This is a genomic window from Paenibacillus sp. GCM10028914 (assembly GCF_042666275.1).
GTDB lineage: Bacteria > Bacillota > Bacilli > Paenibacillales > Paenibacillaceae > Paenibacillus_AQ.
Genome location: NZ_JBHTFO010000011.1, coordinates 63,982 through 80,039 on the forward strand (window position 1 = coordinate 63,982; position 16,058 = coordinate 80,039).

At 46.9% G+C, this 16,058-nt stretch carries 13 protein-coding genes; all 13 read right to left on the bottom strand.

Annotation, left to right across the window (positions count from 1 at the left end):
* Positions 1-144: 144 nt before the first annotated feature.
* Positions 145-1,377, bottom strand: coding sequence for an argininosuccinate synthase (locus ACFQV5_RS10260; RefSeq protein ID WP_379246328.1), 1,233 nt, complete (start codon positions 1,375-1,377; stop codon positions 145-147).
* 242 nt (positions 1,378-1,619) lie between these two features.
* Positions 1,620-2,576, bottom strand: a complete 957-nt coding sequence (gene argF, locus ACFQV5_RS10265) for an ornithine carbamoyltransferase (protein WP_379246330.1) — start codon at positions 2,574-2,576, stop codon at positions 1,620-1,622.
* Between the two features lie 59 nt (positions 2,577-2,635).
* The gene (locus ACFQV5_RS10270; RefSeq protein ID WP_379246332.1) at positions 2,636-3,871 is read right to left on the bottom strand and encodes an acetylornithine transaminase; all 1,236 of its coding nucleotides are present in this window, start codon (positions 3,869-3,871) and stop codon (positions 2,636-2,638) included.
* An 83-nt stretch (positions 3,872-3,954) separates the two neighbouring features.
* Positions 3,955-4,725 carry an acetylglutamate kinase gene (gene argB / locus ACFQV5_RS10275; protein WP_379246354.1) on the bottom strand — a complete coding sequence of 257 codons (771 nt, stop codon included), beginning with the start codon at positions 4,723-4,725 and terminating at the stop codon, positions 3,955-3,957.
* 106 nt (positions 4,726-4,831) lie between these two features.
* Positions 4,832-6,058 carry a bifunctional glutamate N-acetyltransferase/amino-acid acetyltransferase ArgJ gene (argJ, locus tag ACFQV5_RS10280; protein WP_379246334.1) on the bottom strand — a complete coding sequence of 409 codons (1,227 nt, stop codon included), beginning with the start codon at positions 6,056-6,058 and terminating at the stop codon, positions 4,832-4,834.
* A 15-nt stretch (positions 6,059-6,073) separates the two neighbouring features.
* A complete protein-coding gene (argC, locus tag ACFQV5_RS10285) occupies positions 6,074-7,129 on the bottom strand; it encodes an N-acetyl-gamma-glutamyl-phosphate reductase (protein WP_379246336.1) in 1,056 nt (351 codons plus the stop codon).
* Positions 7,130-7,318: 189 nt separating this feature from the next.
* A complete protein-coding gene (locus tag ACFQV5_RS10290; protein WP_379246338.1) occupies positions 7,319-7,900 on the bottom strand; it encodes a GNAT family N-acetyltransferase in 582 nt (193 codons plus the stop codon).
* Between the two features lie 108 nt (positions 7,901-8,008).
* Entirely contained in the window at positions 8,009-8,899 is an 891-nt protein-coding gene (locus ACFQV5_RS10295; protein WP_379246340.1) for a YitT family protein, read from the bottom strand.
* 22 nt (positions 8,900-8,921) lie between these two features.
* A protein-coding gene (gene prfB / locus ACFQV5_RS10300; protein WP_379246342.1) for a peptide chain release factor 2 occupies positions 8,922-10,032 on the bottom strand; the annotation gives its coding sequence in 2 pieces (ribosomal slippage) (positions 8,922-9,959 and positions 9,961-10,032; 1,110 coding nt in all).
* A gap of 517 nt (positions 10,033-10,549) precedes the next feature.
* Entirely contained in the window at positions 10,550-13,057 is a 2,508-nt protein-coding gene (gene secA / locus ACFQV5_RS10305; RefSeq protein WP_379246345.1) for a preprotein translocase subunit SecA, read from the bottom strand.
* A 322-nt stretch (positions 13,058-13,379) separates the two neighbouring features.
* Positions 13,380-13,937 carry a ribosome hibernation-promoting factor, HPF/YfiA family gene (gene hpf / locus ACFQV5_RS10310; RefSeq protein WP_379246347.1) on the bottom strand — a complete coding sequence of 186 codons (558 nt, stop codon included), beginning with the start codon at positions 13,935-13,937 and terminating at the stop codon, positions 13,380-13,382.
* Positions 13,938-14,195: 258 nt separating this feature from the next.
* Positions 14,196-14,393, bottom strand: a complete 198-nt coding sequence (locus ACFQV5_RS10315; protein ID WP_009594275.1) for a cold shock domain-containing protein — start codon at positions 14,391-14,393, stop codon at positions 14,196-14,198.
* A gap of 266 nt (positions 14,394-14,659) precedes the next feature.
* A partial coding sequence (locus ACFQV5_RS10320; RefSeq protein WP_379246350.1) for a pectate lyase-like adhesive domain-containing protein occupies positions 14,660-16,058 on the bottom strand: 1,399 nt, incomplete at its 5' end.

Consider the following 16,058-nt stretch of genomic DNA (forward strand, 5'->3'; position numbering starts at 1 on the left):
CTCGTGTAAGGCAGAGGGCCGTCTCCCGTCGCGGCAGCCAAAAGCCCAACCTGTTAAGGATAAGCTTCCAGCACCACTCGACATGAAACGGCCTTCGCCTGATTAAGTATAATGATTGCAAAATAATATAATTGATTTTAATGTTTACTGGTTCTGGTTAACACCCGTAGCCACTTTCAAACGCAGTGCGTTCAAGCGGATAAAACCAGTTGCATCACCTTGATCGTATGCTTGTGTTGGATCAGCTTCCATTGTAGCAATGTCTGGATTGTACAAGCTGACAGGGCTCTTCACACCCGCACCAATGACATTGCCTTTATACAGCTTAACACGGACGGTTCCGGTTACGTTCTTCTGGCTTTCCGTTACCAGTGCTTGAAGTGCCAAGCGCTCAGGAGCAAACCAGAAACCATTATATACAAGAGTACTATAGCGAGTAATGAGACTATCGCGCAGGTTCATGACTTCGCGGTCCATTGTAATGGATTCCATTTTGCGATGAGCAGTGAACAGGATCGTTCCACCTGGAGTCTCGTAGACGCCACGGCTCTTCATACCGACGAAACGGTTCTCCACCATATCCACACGGCCGATACCATGCTTGCCGCCAAGCTCATTCAATTTCTCCATCGCTTCAAGCGGACTGAGGCGCTCGCCGTTCAGGGCTACACAGTTTCCTTGTTCAAACTCAAGCTCTAAGTATTCTGCTTCATCCGGAGCATCTTCTGGAGATACGCTGAGCAGGTACATATCCTTGCTCTCCGGTGCACTTGCGTCGAACCATGGATCTTCAAGCACGCCGCTCTCATAGCTGATGTGCAGCAGATTGCGGTCCATCGAGTAGGATTTCGCAGCAGATGCTGTAACCGGGATGCCGTGCGCTTCAGCATAAGCAATCATCTCGGCACGTCCAGGGAACGCGTTACGGAATTCCTCCATACGCCAAGGTGCAATCACTTCGATGTCAGGAGCAAGTCCTGCCACACCCAGCTCGAAACGAACCTGGTCGTTTCCTTTACCTGTCGCACCATGTGCAATAGCTGTTGCGCCTTCTGCACGTGCGATGTCAACCATGCGCTTCGCGATCAACGGACGGGCGATACTCGTACCAAGCAGATATTGCCCTTCATACATCGCGCCGGCTTGGAACATCGGGTAGATGAAATCCTCGGCGAATTCGGCACGCAGGTCATCAATATATACTTTCGAAGCACCGGTAGCCAGCGCTTTTTCCTCCAAGCCATCCAGCTCTTCCTTCTGTCCAATATCAGCGGTAAATGCAATGATCTCCGCATCATAGGTTTCCTTCAGCCATTTCAAGATAATCGACGTGTCCAGGCCACCGGAATACGCCAATACGATTTTTTGTTTTGCCACGGTTCATACTCCCTCTCTTTGTTGTTATGTATTTGAACAAAAGATTCTTCGTATAGCACCACTTCGAATGCGGATTATTCTTACGATTGCTCTTGCCCCCGGATTTCTTGTATGTCTTCTAAAATGATGAAATCCGGGGACAAATGCAACCTCTTCGTTTCTCCAGAATAATTCCGCCTTCTCCGTTGAAGCATGTCAACTTCTTTAGTTCAATTTATAGCGTGTAAATTCCCGCTTTCCCATTAACCCATCAGTGCGACCATCAGTGCCTTTTGAGCATGCAGACGGTTCTCAGCCTGGTCAAAAATAACCGAGTTCGCGCCATCGATCACACCCTCGCTTACCTCTTCGCCGCGATGGGCAGGCAAGCAGTGCAGGAACAGATAATCCGGCTTCGCTAACTGCGCCAGCTTCTCATCTACCTGATAGCTCGCAAAAGCAACTTCCCGCTGCTTCTGCTCTTCTTCAAAGCCCATGCTCGCCCATACGTCGGTATAAATTACGTCCGCGTCTTTGACCGCTTCCTGCGGATCTTGTGTAATTGTAATCTCCGCTCCTGTCTCTTGAGCGATCTCACGGCTCAACTGAACGATACGCTCATCCGGCTCATACCCATCAGGGCTTGCTATTGCTACATGCATTCCCATCTTAGCGCCGCCGATCAGCAGCGAATTCGCCATGTTGTTGCCGTCTCCGACGAACGCCATCTTGAGACCTTGGAGTGCACCTTTATGTTCAAAGATGGTCTGAAGGTCAGCTAGCACCTGACAAGGATGAGCCATATCGCTAAGTCCGTTAATGACCGGAATGGATGCATAACGCGCAAGGTTTATGACATTGTCATGACCGAAGGTCCGAATCATGATGCCATCCAGATAACGGGACATGACCTGCGCCATATCACTGATCGGCTCGCCGCGACCGAGCTGAATATCGTTCTTGCTCAAGAAGAGCGCGTGCCCACCCAGCTGAAACATTCCCGCTTCAAAGGATAGTCTCGTCCGTGTGGATGATTTCTCAAATACCAATCCGATCGTCTTGCCCTTGAGTGGTTGATAGACCTCACCGTTCTTATGTTTACGCTTGATTTCAATTGCTGAATCGAGCAGATACTGAATCTCCTCTGTCGTATAATCATCAAGCTCGATCATATCGCGTCCTTTAAACGTCATCTCCTGCACTTGTCCGCTCGGGGTCATTTTATGCATCCTCCTTACCAATCTTTAGTATTTTTATTGTATCACGATTGTCCTTTTATTTACATTTGCTTCACTGCGGTATGTTCATGAATAAGCTGAGCCAACATGCTGACCGCCTGATCGATTTCCTGCTTCGTTATAAGCAGATTCGGAAGAAGTCTAATGACATTCGGTCCTGCCGTTACGAACAGAAGTCCACTCTTCTGACCTGCAAGGACGATATCTCCAACAGCATCCGCGCATTCGATTCCAATAATCAGTCCCAGACCACGGATACCTTTCACAAATGGATGGGCTCCGAGTTCAGCATTTAAGCGTTCCATTAAATACTGGCCCATATCGGCAGCTCGCTGTGGAGCTTGTTCCTCAAGAATGGTTTCTATCGTCGCCGTTACGACAGCCATTGAAAGCGGAGTTCCACCAAAAGTTGAACCGTGACTTCCAGCTGTGAAAGCATCACGCAAATACCCCTTGCCAAGCATTGCACCCACCGGGAATCCTGATCCAAGTCCTTTTGCCACTGTGAAAATATCCGGTTCAATGCCGTAATGCTCATGCGCGAACAGCTTACCTGTACGTCCCATACCGGTCTGTACCTCATCAACAATCAGCAACAATCCATGCTTGTGGCAGAGTTCATCTACAGCCTTCATAAATTCGGGCTCCACGAGGTAAACACCGCCCTCAGCTTGCACCATTTCAATCATGATTGCAGCCGTATTGTCGCTAATCGCAGCCTCAAGTGCCGGAAGATCATGCAGCGGTACATGTTTGAAGCCTGCAGGAAGCGGGAGGAAACCTTCCTTTACTTTGTCCTGACCTGTAGCCGTCAGAGTTGCCAAGGTCCGTCCGTGAAAAGACTGGGTAAATGTAATGATTTCAAAACGCCCTGTACCTTTTACTTTTTGGTGGTAACGACGTGCCAGCTTGATTGCCGCCTCGTTCGCTTCAGCTCCGCTATTGCAGAAAAAAACGGCATCGGCACATGTATTTGCGGTTAATAATGCCGCTGCTTTTTCCTGACCGGGAATGTGGAACAGGTTAGATACATGCCACAGTTCATCCAGCTGTGCCTTCAGCTTCTCTTTTACTTTTACCGGCGCATGTCCTAGATTCGTTACCGCAAGTCCGCACATGAAGTCCAGATATTTATTCCCTTTATCATCCCAAAGCCAGCTGCCTTCCCCTTTAACCAGACTAATCGGGTATCTTGCATAGGTGGGAAACAAGGAGCTATCCACTCCTTCATTCGAGTTCGTTCCACTAGAGAGCTGTACCTCATTACTTTTGCCCATTCCTGCCACACTCCTGTCCTTAACGTATTGTGGCCGGATGGCTCCGGCCGGGATTTCCACTATATATGAGAGCAAAAAACGGACTACATTCGTACGATACGCGTACCGATAATCTCTCCAGACAGAACACGGCTAAGGACACCAGTCTCACTGCCATCAACGATCACGACTTCGCGAACTTTTCCATTAATACAGCTGATCGCCGCTCTTACTTTCGGAATCATGCCACCGTAAATTTCTCCCGTTGCAATCATGTCTTCTATTTCCTGTACGGTAATGGTAGGAAGAACTTTTTTCTCACTTCCCGTGCCCTTCATAATACCAGGCACATCCGTCACCACGATCATCTGACTTACTCCAAGATGAGAAGCAACCGCACCAGCAGCGGTATCCGCATTTATGTTGTAACGCTGCCCTGAAACATCTACACCGATCGGTGCGATAATGGGCATATACCCCATATTCAGAACACCTGTAATGATAGAGGATTCCACCCCTGTCACATCACCAACCCAGCCGACCTCTGCGCTGTTCGTTACAGGCTTAGCCTGAATCAGTCCACCGTCTGAGCCAGACAATCCGAGAGCTTTACCGCCAACACTCTGAATACGCCGTACAATCTGTTTGTTGATGCTGCCCGCCAGCACCATCTCTACCACATCAAGTACCTCTTCGGTCGTCTTACGCAAACCGTTCACGAATTCCGTCTCAATCCCGAGCTTCTCCAGATTATCTGAAATCGCTGGGCCTCCACCGTGGACGATCACCGGAGTCATGCCCTGATCCTGCAACTTCTTCAAGTCCTCAAAAAAAGCCTCAGGCAACGCAGCCAGCGTGCTTCCTCCGCACTTCATCACAAAATTATTAACACCCTTAACATCATTCAGCTGCTCCGTAAGTTTGTCAGCGATACTCTCCAAACCCATTCCCCTCCTATATCAAGGCGTTCACCAGCAGTTCCTATGTCCGGTAAGCCGCATTAATTCGAACGTAATCATAGGTCAAATCACAACCCCATGCTGTCGCATTGCCACTGCCCATATGAAGATTCACATCAATGTTGACGGTATCTCCTTGCAGGTATGCAAGCGCTGCTTCCTCATCAAAAGCTACCGGGCTGGACTGCTTCAGCACTTGAATCGGACCAATCGCAATGTCCACCGTCTCCGTATTTACCGGACGACCTGCACGGCCAACAGCTGCGATAATCCGGCCCCAGTTCGCATCTGCGCCGAATACAGCAGATTTCACCAGGCTGGAGCCAATAATGGTCTTCGCAATCGCCTGTGCATCATCATTACATTCTGCACCTTGCACACAGACTTCAATTAAATGCGCTGCTCCCTCGCCGTCTCTAGCAATGGCAATAGCAAGCATCCGGCATACATATTCGAATCCCGCTGCAAAAGCGTTCCAATCTGGATGTGAAGGTGTCAACTCGTTGTTACCCGCGAGACCACTTGTCATAGCGATCAGCATGTCATTCGTGCTTGTATCCCCATCTACCGTAATCATGTTAAACGTCAGATCTGTCGTTCCACGCAGCAAGAGCTGCAATGCTTCCTGACCAATAACCGCATCTGTCGTCATAAACCCAAGCATGGTCGCCATATTCGGATGAATCATTCCCGAGCCTTTAGCTGTACCTGCAATCGTGATTTCACGGCCATCTACCTGAACGGTGACACAGGCCTCTTTTTTAACAAGATCTGTTGTCAAAATCGCTTGGCTGAATGCCTCCGCTCCCGTGGCCTCCCCACTGATCCGTGATGGAAGACCGGCGATTCCAGATTCTACACGATCCATCTTAAGCAGCTCACCGATTACACCCGTAGAGGCTACGGCTACATCCTCAGTGGCAATATCAAACTGCGCCGCAGTACGCGAGCGCATCGTATATGCATCTTCTTCCCCTTGTTTACCTGTACAAGCGTTGGCGTTACCACTGTTCACAACGACAGCCCGGAGTGTACCGTTCTGCAAACTCTCCCGCGTTACTTTCAGCGGTGCTGCCTGGAATAAATTCGTTGTATACACAGCTGCGGCAACCGCAGGTACATCACATACAATCACACCCAGATCATGGCGATCCGTCTTCTTCAGTCCGCAATGCAGACCTCCTGCCTTAAAGCCCTGCGGTGAAACAATCGTCCCCCCGCTTACGATGGTATATAAGTTATCTTTCATATGACTTCCCCATTCTTACGGATACACAGGTGTAAACGTAAGTCCGAGACTTTCCTCCCATCCCATCATCAAGTTCAGGTTTTGGATCGCTTGACCTGCAGCGCCCTTCACCACATTATCAATTACAGATACAAAGGTGACTCTTCCCGTCCGGGAATCTACCGCAAAGCCGATATCGCAATAATTCGATCCGCTGACCTCTTTTGTCGCCGGCCAAATCCCACGATCACGAATACGTACAAAACGGCGGTCTTTATAGTACTGACGGTACAGTTCTACAAAATCCTCCTCAGTATATGCGCCCAGAAGTGATGCGTACATCGTACTCATAATTCCTCTAGTCATTGGCGCGAGGTGAGTCGTAAACGTAACTGTTACTTTCTCACCAGCCACTTCACTGAGTACTTGTTCAATCTCTGGTATATGCTGATGTTTATTTATCTTGTAAGCTCTAAAATTCTCGTTAATTTCGGGATAATGGAAACCTAAACTCGCACCTCGGCCCGCTCCGGACACGCCCGACTTGGCATCGATAATCAAGCTTGCCGGATCAATCCAGCCTGCGCTAATTGCAGGAATCAGACCAAGTAATGTAGCTGTCGGATAACAGCCTGGATTGGAGATGAAATTCACATCAACAACTTCTTCACCGAACACCTCACATAAGCCGTACACCGCTTGGGCAAGCACAACTGCATCCGGTGCATCGTGCTTATACCACTCTTCATAGACACTGCCGTCTTTAATCCGGAAATCACCGGATAAATCGATCACTTTCAGTCCAGCTTCAAGCAGTTGTGGTACAAGCTTGCTGCTTACGCCTGACGGCGTTGCCGTGAATACGATATCCGCTCGTTCTGCGATTTCAGCTGGTACTACACCGTCCAAGTTCCGCTGCACAATGTTCGTCAAATGCGGAAATCCGTCCGATATCGGAACGCCTGAGCTGGAAGAGGAGATGACCGACGTAATCTCCACTTGAGGATGATGCTCGAGCAATCGAATCAGCTCCACCCCTCCATAGCCGGTTGAACCGACGATCGCCGCTCTTAAAACTTTCTGTTCTGTCATAATGCCCCTCCTTCTCCCCCACTTGAATACTGGTATCTTTTTACTTCCCCGTCTGATAATTATGTATTATTATACGTCCCTATTCATATTAATACAACAGATATATTTCATTTCATAGAAAAATAGACTCACATTCTGCTAGAAAAATTGGACAAGAGATCATAAGTTATGCATCGCTACGAATGCGGATCATTCTTCCGATCGCTGTAGTATTTCGTAATCCTCTTTTAAAATGGCATAGGTTTTAATATCGCAGTGAATCCCTTTATTCTTCATTCCTTTACGCTGAATACCTTCGAAAGTCATGCCGATCTTCTCCATTACTCTTTGAGAGCCAATGTTCTCAGCAATACACCTCGCCTGAATTCGCACTAAATCCATCTTCGCAAAGCCAAACCGCAGCAGCTCACCCGCCGCTTCGCTCATCAGTCCCTTTCCCCAATAGTCCTTACCTAGGACATATCCTAGCTCGGCTACTTGGTGCATCGGCTGCCACAGTACGAAATCAATGGTTCCGATCATCCGACCATTCTCTTTGTACTCAATTCCCCAAGGTGACACAGCCTTATTGTCATACCTCTGCTCGATAAAAGAAATGAATCCTCTGCTATCCTCTATCGTCCGGTGCGTTTCCCAAGGTACATACCTCGATACATCATCATTCGATGCGTAGGCAAACATGTCCTCGGCGTCCTGCATGGTCACTTTTCTGAGAATTAAACGTTCCGTTTCAAATCTCGGCGGTTCACCATATATTTCTTCAATTTCCATATTTGCACCCCCATGAACTAGTTATCATTATATCGGTTACCAGCAAAAATAAAAGAGCCATATTCTCTGAAGAATATGACTCTTAATGGTTATATATTTAAATCTAGATTATACTTTGATTTTCTGAAAGCCTTCCCCAAGTACTTCGTGTGCGTTGCTAATGATGACGAACGCATTCGGATCGACGGATTGAACGACCGTCTTCAGCCGTTGGATCTCGCTCTGACCCACAACAACCATAAGCACCGTACGATTTTCTCCGGTATAGCCGCCCTTGCCGTCCAGCTTGGTAAGACCGCGATCCAGATCCTGCAGAATCACCTTCGTGATCGGTTCCGTATGGTCGGAGATGATATAAGCGACCTTCGTAAAATTAAAGCCCAGCTCAATGGCATCAATAACCTTCCCTGTAACGTACAGACCGATCAAGGCATACAACGCCTGTTCCAAAGTCAGTACGAGTGCAGCCGATGTAATGACTAGCGCATCCAGCAGCACAACGCAGAAGGAGAAGCTGAGGCCGCTGTATTTTTGAATAATTTGGGCCAGTATGGTAAGTCCACCTGTAGACCCGCGTCCACGGTAAACAAGCCCCATCCCGACTCCCACACCAATCCCTCCATAAATGGAAGCAAGAAGCATGTTCGATGTCGGTACCATCCAATCACTAGTTAAATACACGAACAGTGGCAGTATGATACTACCAAGGAGCGATCTTATGCCATAATCCCGTCCGAGTAGCCAGAACCCGAGGATAAACAGAGGAATGTTCAGCATCCATTGCGTAAAGGCAGGTTCAATCCCAAGCCACGCTTCAACGATAACGGACAGCCCGGATACCCCCCCAGGGGCAAGCTGATTCGGGAGAAAAAACATATTAAACGATATTGCCATAATAAACGAGCCCACAATGATAAACAGGGTATCAACCAATTTACGGACAGGTCCGTTCATCGGAATCAGTGGTTCTCTTCGCTTTGTACGTGCTGTTTGACTCATGCTAGTTACATTCTCCTCTTACTTAAGCGTCTTGCTTGATCTGACTACGCAAATATCCGTCGATAAATCCATCCAAATCGCCGTCCATGACTGCACCAACATTACCTGTCTCCACTTGAGTCCGGTGATCTTTAACCATGCTGTACGGATGGAATACATAGGAACGAATTTGGCTGCCCCAAGCAATGTCGGATTGCTCACCACGGATTTCATCCAGTTCCTTCTGCTGCTCCTCTATCTTACGCTCATAGAGCTTGGAACGAAGCATGGTCATCGCTTGTTCACGGTTCTTAATCTGGGAGCGCTCATTCTGACAAGTAACAACAACACCTGTTGGTAAATGCGTAATCCGTACGGCGGAATCGGTTGTATTAATATGTTGTCCACCCGCGCCGCTGGCACGGTAGGTATCGATCTTCAAATCTTCCGTGCGGATTTCGATATCAATATCATCGGTGATCTCCGGCACAACATCACAAGATACAAAGGATGTATGACGACGGCCTGATGAGTCAAAAGGCGAAATCCGAACAAGACGGTGTACGCCTTTCTCCGCTTTTAAATAACCATAAGCGTTGTACCCTTTAATAAGCAGCGTTACGCTTTTAATTCCCGCTTCATCCCCCGGTAAATAGTCAAGCGTCTCGACCTTGAAGCCGCGTTTCTCAGCCCAACGGGTGTACATACGAAGCAGCATCTGTCCCCAATCTTGCGACTCTGTGCCGCCAGCACCAGGATGAAGCTCCAAAATCGCATTAAGCTTATCGTACGGCTGATTCAACAGCTGCTGGAGTTCAAACTCTTCAACACGACTAACGATTTCACGGATAGATTCTCCAATCTCGCCAGTGAGGGACTCATCACCCTCTTCATCAGCGAGCTCAATCATCACGACTGCATCGTCAAAATCCTGCTGCAGCTTCTCATATTGGTCCACACTAGATTTCACGGCATTCATCTCGGCGATCAGACTCTGTGCCTTCTCGTTATCATCCCAAAAATCTGGAGCAGACATCTTCTCTTCGTAGTTCGCAATCATTTCCTGTTTGAGATCTAAGTCAAAGAGACCCCCTAAGATTGGTTAGTTTCTTGCTAATTTCGCGCAGGTCCTGCTTTACACTCGGATCGATCATATACCTCTTCCTTTCTTTTCCCTACATATAAGTTCATTATACCCATCGTGCTAAGAAAATCGTTTTGCTGGCAGATGTGGTTTTAAGTCTTGAATAAAATAACAACCCTTATGCTGGTCATGGAGAGGGATGGATGCGGGGTTCCACCCGCTGTTAAAGTCGTATTCCATTTGAATAATTACTTCATAGGTGGGAATACGACTTTAAAGGCGGCCGCTTCGCTTCTCCACCCCGCATCAATCCCAAGTCAGTCATACTTTAGATACGGAGCAGAGCGTTACTCCCTCTCATGGATTGTATTCATATAGAGACGAATCAGTTATCTAATACAATTCACCAAACAGACAACATCCGCACAAATCGTATTTCTCTATTTTTTCAGAACAACTCCCTTAAGGGTGCACAGAGGAACACCCCGATGCGCACTTAAGCCATCATGGTGTTCCCCTGTTTACTCTCAAGGGAGTCTGTGAATGTACCGTTCCTTGAAACGATACGGTAGTATTTGATCTACAGCTTACGCATTCTGTCCATGGCAATGCTTGTACTTCTTGCCACTGCCGCAAGGACAAGGATCGTTACGTCCGATCTGATCTTCAACCTGAACAGGGCGTTTCTCTGCCGGCTCACCATTCGTGGACACCTTGCTCTCTTCCACAACCGCCTGGCGCTCCTGGTTGGTCTCGATATGTGCCTTCATAATATATGTCGCCACTTCTTCTTGAATCGTAGCGATCATCGCGTGGAACATTTCAAAGCCTTCGAATTGGTATTCCCGAAGTGGGTCTGTACCACCGTAAGCACGGAGATGGATACCTTGACGAAGCTGATCCATCGCATCAATGTGATCCATCCACTTGCTGTCAACGGAACGAAGTACGATAACTTTCTCGAACTCACGCACCAGCTCTTCGCCAATGGATTGTTCACGTTCTTTGTACTTCTCCATAACACGCTCGAAGAGGTATTCGGAAATTTCATCCGCTTCCTTGCCCCAAAGATCGTCACGTGTTACCGCACCTTCATCCAGCAGTTTGCTGTTCACATAGTCCGCTACTTCTTGCAGCTCCCAGTTCTCTGGAATATCATCGCTGCAGTGCGCCTCAACAACACGCTCAATAACAGGCTTAATCATATCAATAACAATCTGCTTGATATCTTCGGATTCCAAAATTTCGCGGCGCTGCTTATAAATAATTTCCCGTTGCTGGTTCATCACGTCATCATATTGAAGGACCACTTTACGCACATCAAAGTTATTACCTTCAACACGCTTCTGAGCGGATTCTACCGCACGAGTAATCATCTTGCTCTCGATCGGTTGGTCTTCCTCGAAACCGAGGCGTTCCATCATATTCAGTACATTGTCTGTACCAAAACGCTTCATCAGTTCGTCTCCGAGTGACAGATAGAACTGAGTCGAACCTGGGTCACCCTGACGACCGGCACGACCACGAAGCTGATTATCAATACGACGCGATTCGTGACGCTCTGTACCGATGATATGCAGCCCACCGATATCTTGTACTCCCTCACCAAGCAAGATGTCAGTACCGCGTCCTGCCATGTTCGTAGCGATCGTCACGGATCCAGGCTCACCTGCACGGGAGATAATCTCAGCTTCTTCCGCATGGTACTTGGCATTCAGTACTTTATGCTTCACGCCTTTACGTTTCAGCATTTCAGACAAGAGCTCTGAGTTCTCGATCGATACGGTACCCACCAGAATCGGTTGATTCTTTTTGTGGCGTTCTACGATTTCTTCTACAACAGCTTTGAATTTGCCTTGTTCGCTCTTGTACACAACATCCGGCATATCTACCCGCTGGTTCGGCTTGTTGGTAGGAACCTGAAGTACTTCAAGACCATAAATCTTCTTGAACTCTTCTTCTTCCGTCTTCGCTGTACCTGTCATACCAGCCAGCTTACGATACATACGGAAGTAGTTCTGGAACGTAATGGTCGCAAGTGTCATGCTCTCATTCTGTACATCGATGCCTTCCTTGGCTTCAATCGCTTGGTGCAATCCATCACTGTAACGACGTCCTGCCATTAACCGGCCTGTAAATTCGTCAACAATGACAACTTCATCTTCCGTTACTACGTAATCCACGTCACGGCGCATAATCACATTCGCTTTCAGCGCTTGAACCACATGGTGATTCAATGTTACGTGGTTATGGTCGTACAGGTTGTCAATTCCGAAGGCACGTTCTGCTTTCGCTACACCTGCTTCCGTCAGAGAAACGGCTTTGACTTTAATATCTACAGTGTAATCTTCTTCCGCTACAAGACGCTTTACAAAACGGTCAGCCGCATAATAAAGCTCCGTTGATTTCTGGGCTTGTCCCGAAATAATAAGCGGTGTACGAGCCTCATCGACCAAGATGGAGTCCACTTCGTCAATGATACAAAAATGAAGCGGCCGTTGTACCATCTGCTCTTTATAAAGCACCATATTGTCACGCAAGTAGTCGAAACCAAATTCGTTGTTCGTTCCGTATGTGATGTCACATGCATAAGCTGCTTGCTTATCCGCATGATCCATGCCGCTCAGGTTAACCCCGACCGTCATACCTAAGAAATTATATATTTGCGCCATTTCTTCGCTGTCACGTGTTGCGAGATAGTCGTTAACCGTAACGACGTGAACTCCCTTGCCAAGAAGCGCATTTAAATATACGGGAAGAGTTCCTACAAGGGTCTTACCTTCACCAGTCTTCATCTCTGCAATTCTGCCTTCATGGAGGGCCATCCCCCCGACCAGCTGCACGTCATAATGACGCTTGCCCAGTGTCCGTTTGGAGGTTTCGCGAACTGTCGCAAACGCTTCAGGAAGTAATTCATCCAGCGTTTCACCCTTCTCGATCCGCGCACGGAACTCCTGAGTTTTCGCTTTCAGCTGTTCATCCGAGAGCGCCTCGAATTCCGGTTCTAATTTGTTAATTACATCGACCGTCTTCATTAGACGTTTGACATCGCGCTCGTTGGTGTCGCCGAAGATCTTTTTGACAAGTCCTAGCATGGTTAACCCCTTTCGTGCAAAACAGATGATAGAATCAACTTCATTAAGTGCTAAAGGGTTGAATGATGAAATCGATTCATTGAAACTAAAAGAAAAATTTTCATCCCTGCACAGCAAGAAATAAATTCCTCAGTATAAGTTTGTTTGCATAAATTGTAACAGTTTGTAAGAGATGCCGCAACACATAAGGTCATCTCTTCTTATATACATATAAAGAGCCTTCCCCCGCTGTTCACGGGTGAAGGCTCGTCTTCAACATTTGATGTTAAGCCGTAAATCCGGATTGTGCGTGTACAGATCAATTTAGCAAGAACTTGCGAGCCTAATCTCGCTCGATTAAACCATACTTTCCGTCATCACGCTTGTAAACCACATTCACTTCTTGAGATTCGATGTTAGTAAATACGAAGAAATCATGTCCGACCATGTTCATCTGCAAAATGGCCTCTTCAACGTCCATCGGTTTCATGGTGAAACGCTTCGTACGGACAACTTCCAGTTCGTCATCAGTGTCTTGTTCCACTGCTACGGAACTTGTTGCCGTTCCATCTTCAACGAACAAGGTCTTCAGACTATCAACCTGGCGGAACTTGCGGTTCAATTTAGTCTTGTGCTTGCGGATCTGTCGTTCTAACTTGTCCACAACAGCGTCAATGGAAGCATACATATCTTCGCTTCGGTCTTCCGCACGCAACACTACACCTGGCAGTTGGAATGTCACTTCCACCGTGTGCAATCCTCGAACAACACTTAATGTTACGTATCCTTCTGAGGTTGGGGGTGCGTCAAAATACTTGTCTAGTCTGCTTAATTTCTTGTCAACGTAATCCTTTAAAGCTTCGGTCACTTCAATGTGTTGACCTCGAATACTGAATAGCATAGGGCACTCCTCCTTTGCTCCTTCATTATAACACTTTGTTAAGGCTATGTAAAAAGACGATTTTGTGTATGTTAGCAAGCATGTAAGCACTTACGTGATGAAGTGAATTGCAATCTACGAAAAATCGTGCAGCGAACCTTCTCTTCATATAAAAAGGCAATAAAAAAGACCCCGGCTTTCACCGGAGTCTGTCGCTACCCGAATCTTCAATTGTTAACCATCTAACCGTATATGTAGGTCGGCTTAAGGCCGGGATGATTATAATTTGATTACGTTAGCTGCTTGCGGTCCGCGGGCACCTTCAACGATTTCGAATTCTACGGATTGTCCTTCTTCTAGAGTCTTAAACCCTTCGGACTGAATTGCTGAAAAGTGAACGAATACGTCGCCGCCGTCCTCAGTCTCGATGAAGCCATAACCCTTCTCTGCGTTGAACCATTTAACTTTACCTTGCATGCACTAACATTCCCTTCATCATCAAATAAAATAAATTATGTGGTAGACATCATTTGTCCACATTTCCGACTATATCACCCAAAGATATCCATGTCAATTGAGACAAAAGTATGAGTTTCGCGGAAAAATGAAAACGGTGCCATTGGTTATATACCCGGATGAGGGAGGGGTGAAACAGTTAATAAAAAAATGAGCTCCCGTCTTATGCGGAAGCTCACTCATTAGGTTGTCAAAATTGCTCTAATATCACTGTTCGTATCAAATAACTAAATTTCTGGTGATGGAACTGTCGTATTACTATCCGTTTGGTAATATTGCGTCTGGCCCTCTTTTACTTCTTTGCTTATATAAGCCGGAACTCCTGTGCCATCTACTGTTCCTTGGTCACCCTCTACCCAAATGGTCGGTTTTCCGTATGATTCGCTTGTATTCACGAGTGTGCCATTTACCGTTAACTTGGCATTGTTTAACCCAACAGCTTCTCCTCTAGAAACCTCGATACCGCCAAATTCGTTACCACTTACTGTTGTAGTTCCAGCTATTGTAACCTCAGCTGCGTTTACCAGCAAGGCTGCATCGGCACCTGTTCCACTGAAGTTTTCCAGAGTTACTCCTGTGGCATTGTACACTTGAAGAGCATACGTGCCTTGCCATTCATTTGCCTCTGTCATTTGGATTTTCAGATTTTTAATCATTACCCCATTTGCCATGACTGCTATGCCGTGTCTACTTCCTTTAGTTGCAGAATTAATTGCATCTGTGTAACTAATCGTATGACCGTTACCATCGACCGTAACGGCTCTGTCTACGATTAATCTTTCTGCTACACCATCAATATTGCTTGTAAGTTTAATCGTCATTACATCAGCATTCGATAGTGCAGCTTGTAGTGCTTTAAAACTCGATACATTTACTTGATCAGTCAGATAGTACTGAGTCTGATCCAGCTGTACTTTTGAACTCACAAATGCCGGTACTCCCGCGCCATCTACTGTTCCTTGGTCACCCTCAACCCAAATGGTCGGTTTTCCGTATGATTCGCTTGTATTCACGAGTGTGCCATTTACCGTCAACTTGGCATTGTTTAGCCCAACAGCTTCTCCTCTAGAAACCTCGATACCGCCAAATTCGTTACCACTTACTGTTGTAGTTCCAGCTATTGTAACCTCAGCTGCGTTTACCAACAAGGCTGCATCGGCACCTGTTCCACTGAAGTTTTCCAGAGTTACTCCTGTGGCATTGTACACTTGAAGAGCATACGTGCCTTGCCATTCATTTGCCTCTGTCATTTGGATTTTCAGATTTTTAATCGTTACCCCATTTGCCATGACTGCTATGCCGTGTCTACTTCCTTTAGTTGCAGAATTAATTGCATCTGTGTAACTAATCGTATGACCGTTACCATCGACCGTAACGACTCTGTCTACGATCAATTTTTCTGATACGTTACTGATATCTCCATTGAGAGTAATCGTTATTATGTTAGTAGTCGAAAGAGCACTCTTAAATTCTTCAAGATTAGACACACTTGCTTCCGTTACCACAGTTGGCGCTTTAATTACAATACTTTCATCAACCACAGATCCACTTGTGATCGTAATGACCACGTTTTCCCCATTCACTTTGGCTACTGCCGTTACACTTGTTGGCAATTCCAGTCCTTGA

Excerpts from the sequence above, each read along its gene's own strand:
- ACFQV5_RS10270 (WP_379246332.1), bottom strand. The coding sequence starts at position 3,871 with ATGGGCAAAAGTAATGAGGTACAGCTCTCTAGTGGAACGAACTCGAAT.
- ACFQV5_RS10295 (WP_379246340.1), bottom strand. The coding sequence starts at position 8,899 with ATGAGTCAAACAGCACGTACAAAGCGAAGAGAACCACTGATTCCGATG.
- argC (WP_379246336.1), bottom strand. The coding sequence starts at position 7,129 with ATGACAGAACAGAAAGTTTTAAGAGCGGCGATCGTCGGTTCAACCGGC.
- secA (WP_379246345.1), bottom strand. The coding sequence starts at position 13,057 with ATGCTAGGACTTGTCAAAAAGATCTTCGGCGACACCAACGAGCGCGAT.
- ACFQV5_RS10315 (WP_009594275.1), bottom strand. The coding sequence starts at position 14,393 with ATGCAAGGTAAAGTTAAATGGTTCAACGCAGAGAAGGGTTATGGCTTC.
- argF (WP_379246330.1), bottom strand. The coding sequence starts at position 2,576 with ATGACCCCGAGCGGACAAGTGCAGGAGATGACGTTTAAAGGACGCGAT.
- ACFQV5_RS10290 (WP_379246338.1), bottom strand. The coding sequence starts at position 7,900 with ATGGAAATTGAAGAAATATATGGTGAACCGCCGAGATTTGAAACGGAA.
- argB (WP_379246354.1), bottom strand. The coding sequence starts at position 4,725 with ATGAAGTGCGGAGGAAGCACGCTGGCTGCGTTGCCTGAGGCTTTTTTT.
- argJ (WP_379246334.1), bottom strand. The coding sequence starts at position 6,058 with ATGAAAGATAACTTATATACCATCGTAAGCGGGGGGACGATTGTTTCA.
- hpf (WP_379246347.1), bottom strand. The coding sequence starts at position 13,937 with ATGCTATTCAGTATTCGAGGTCAACACATTGAAGTGACCGAAGCTTTA.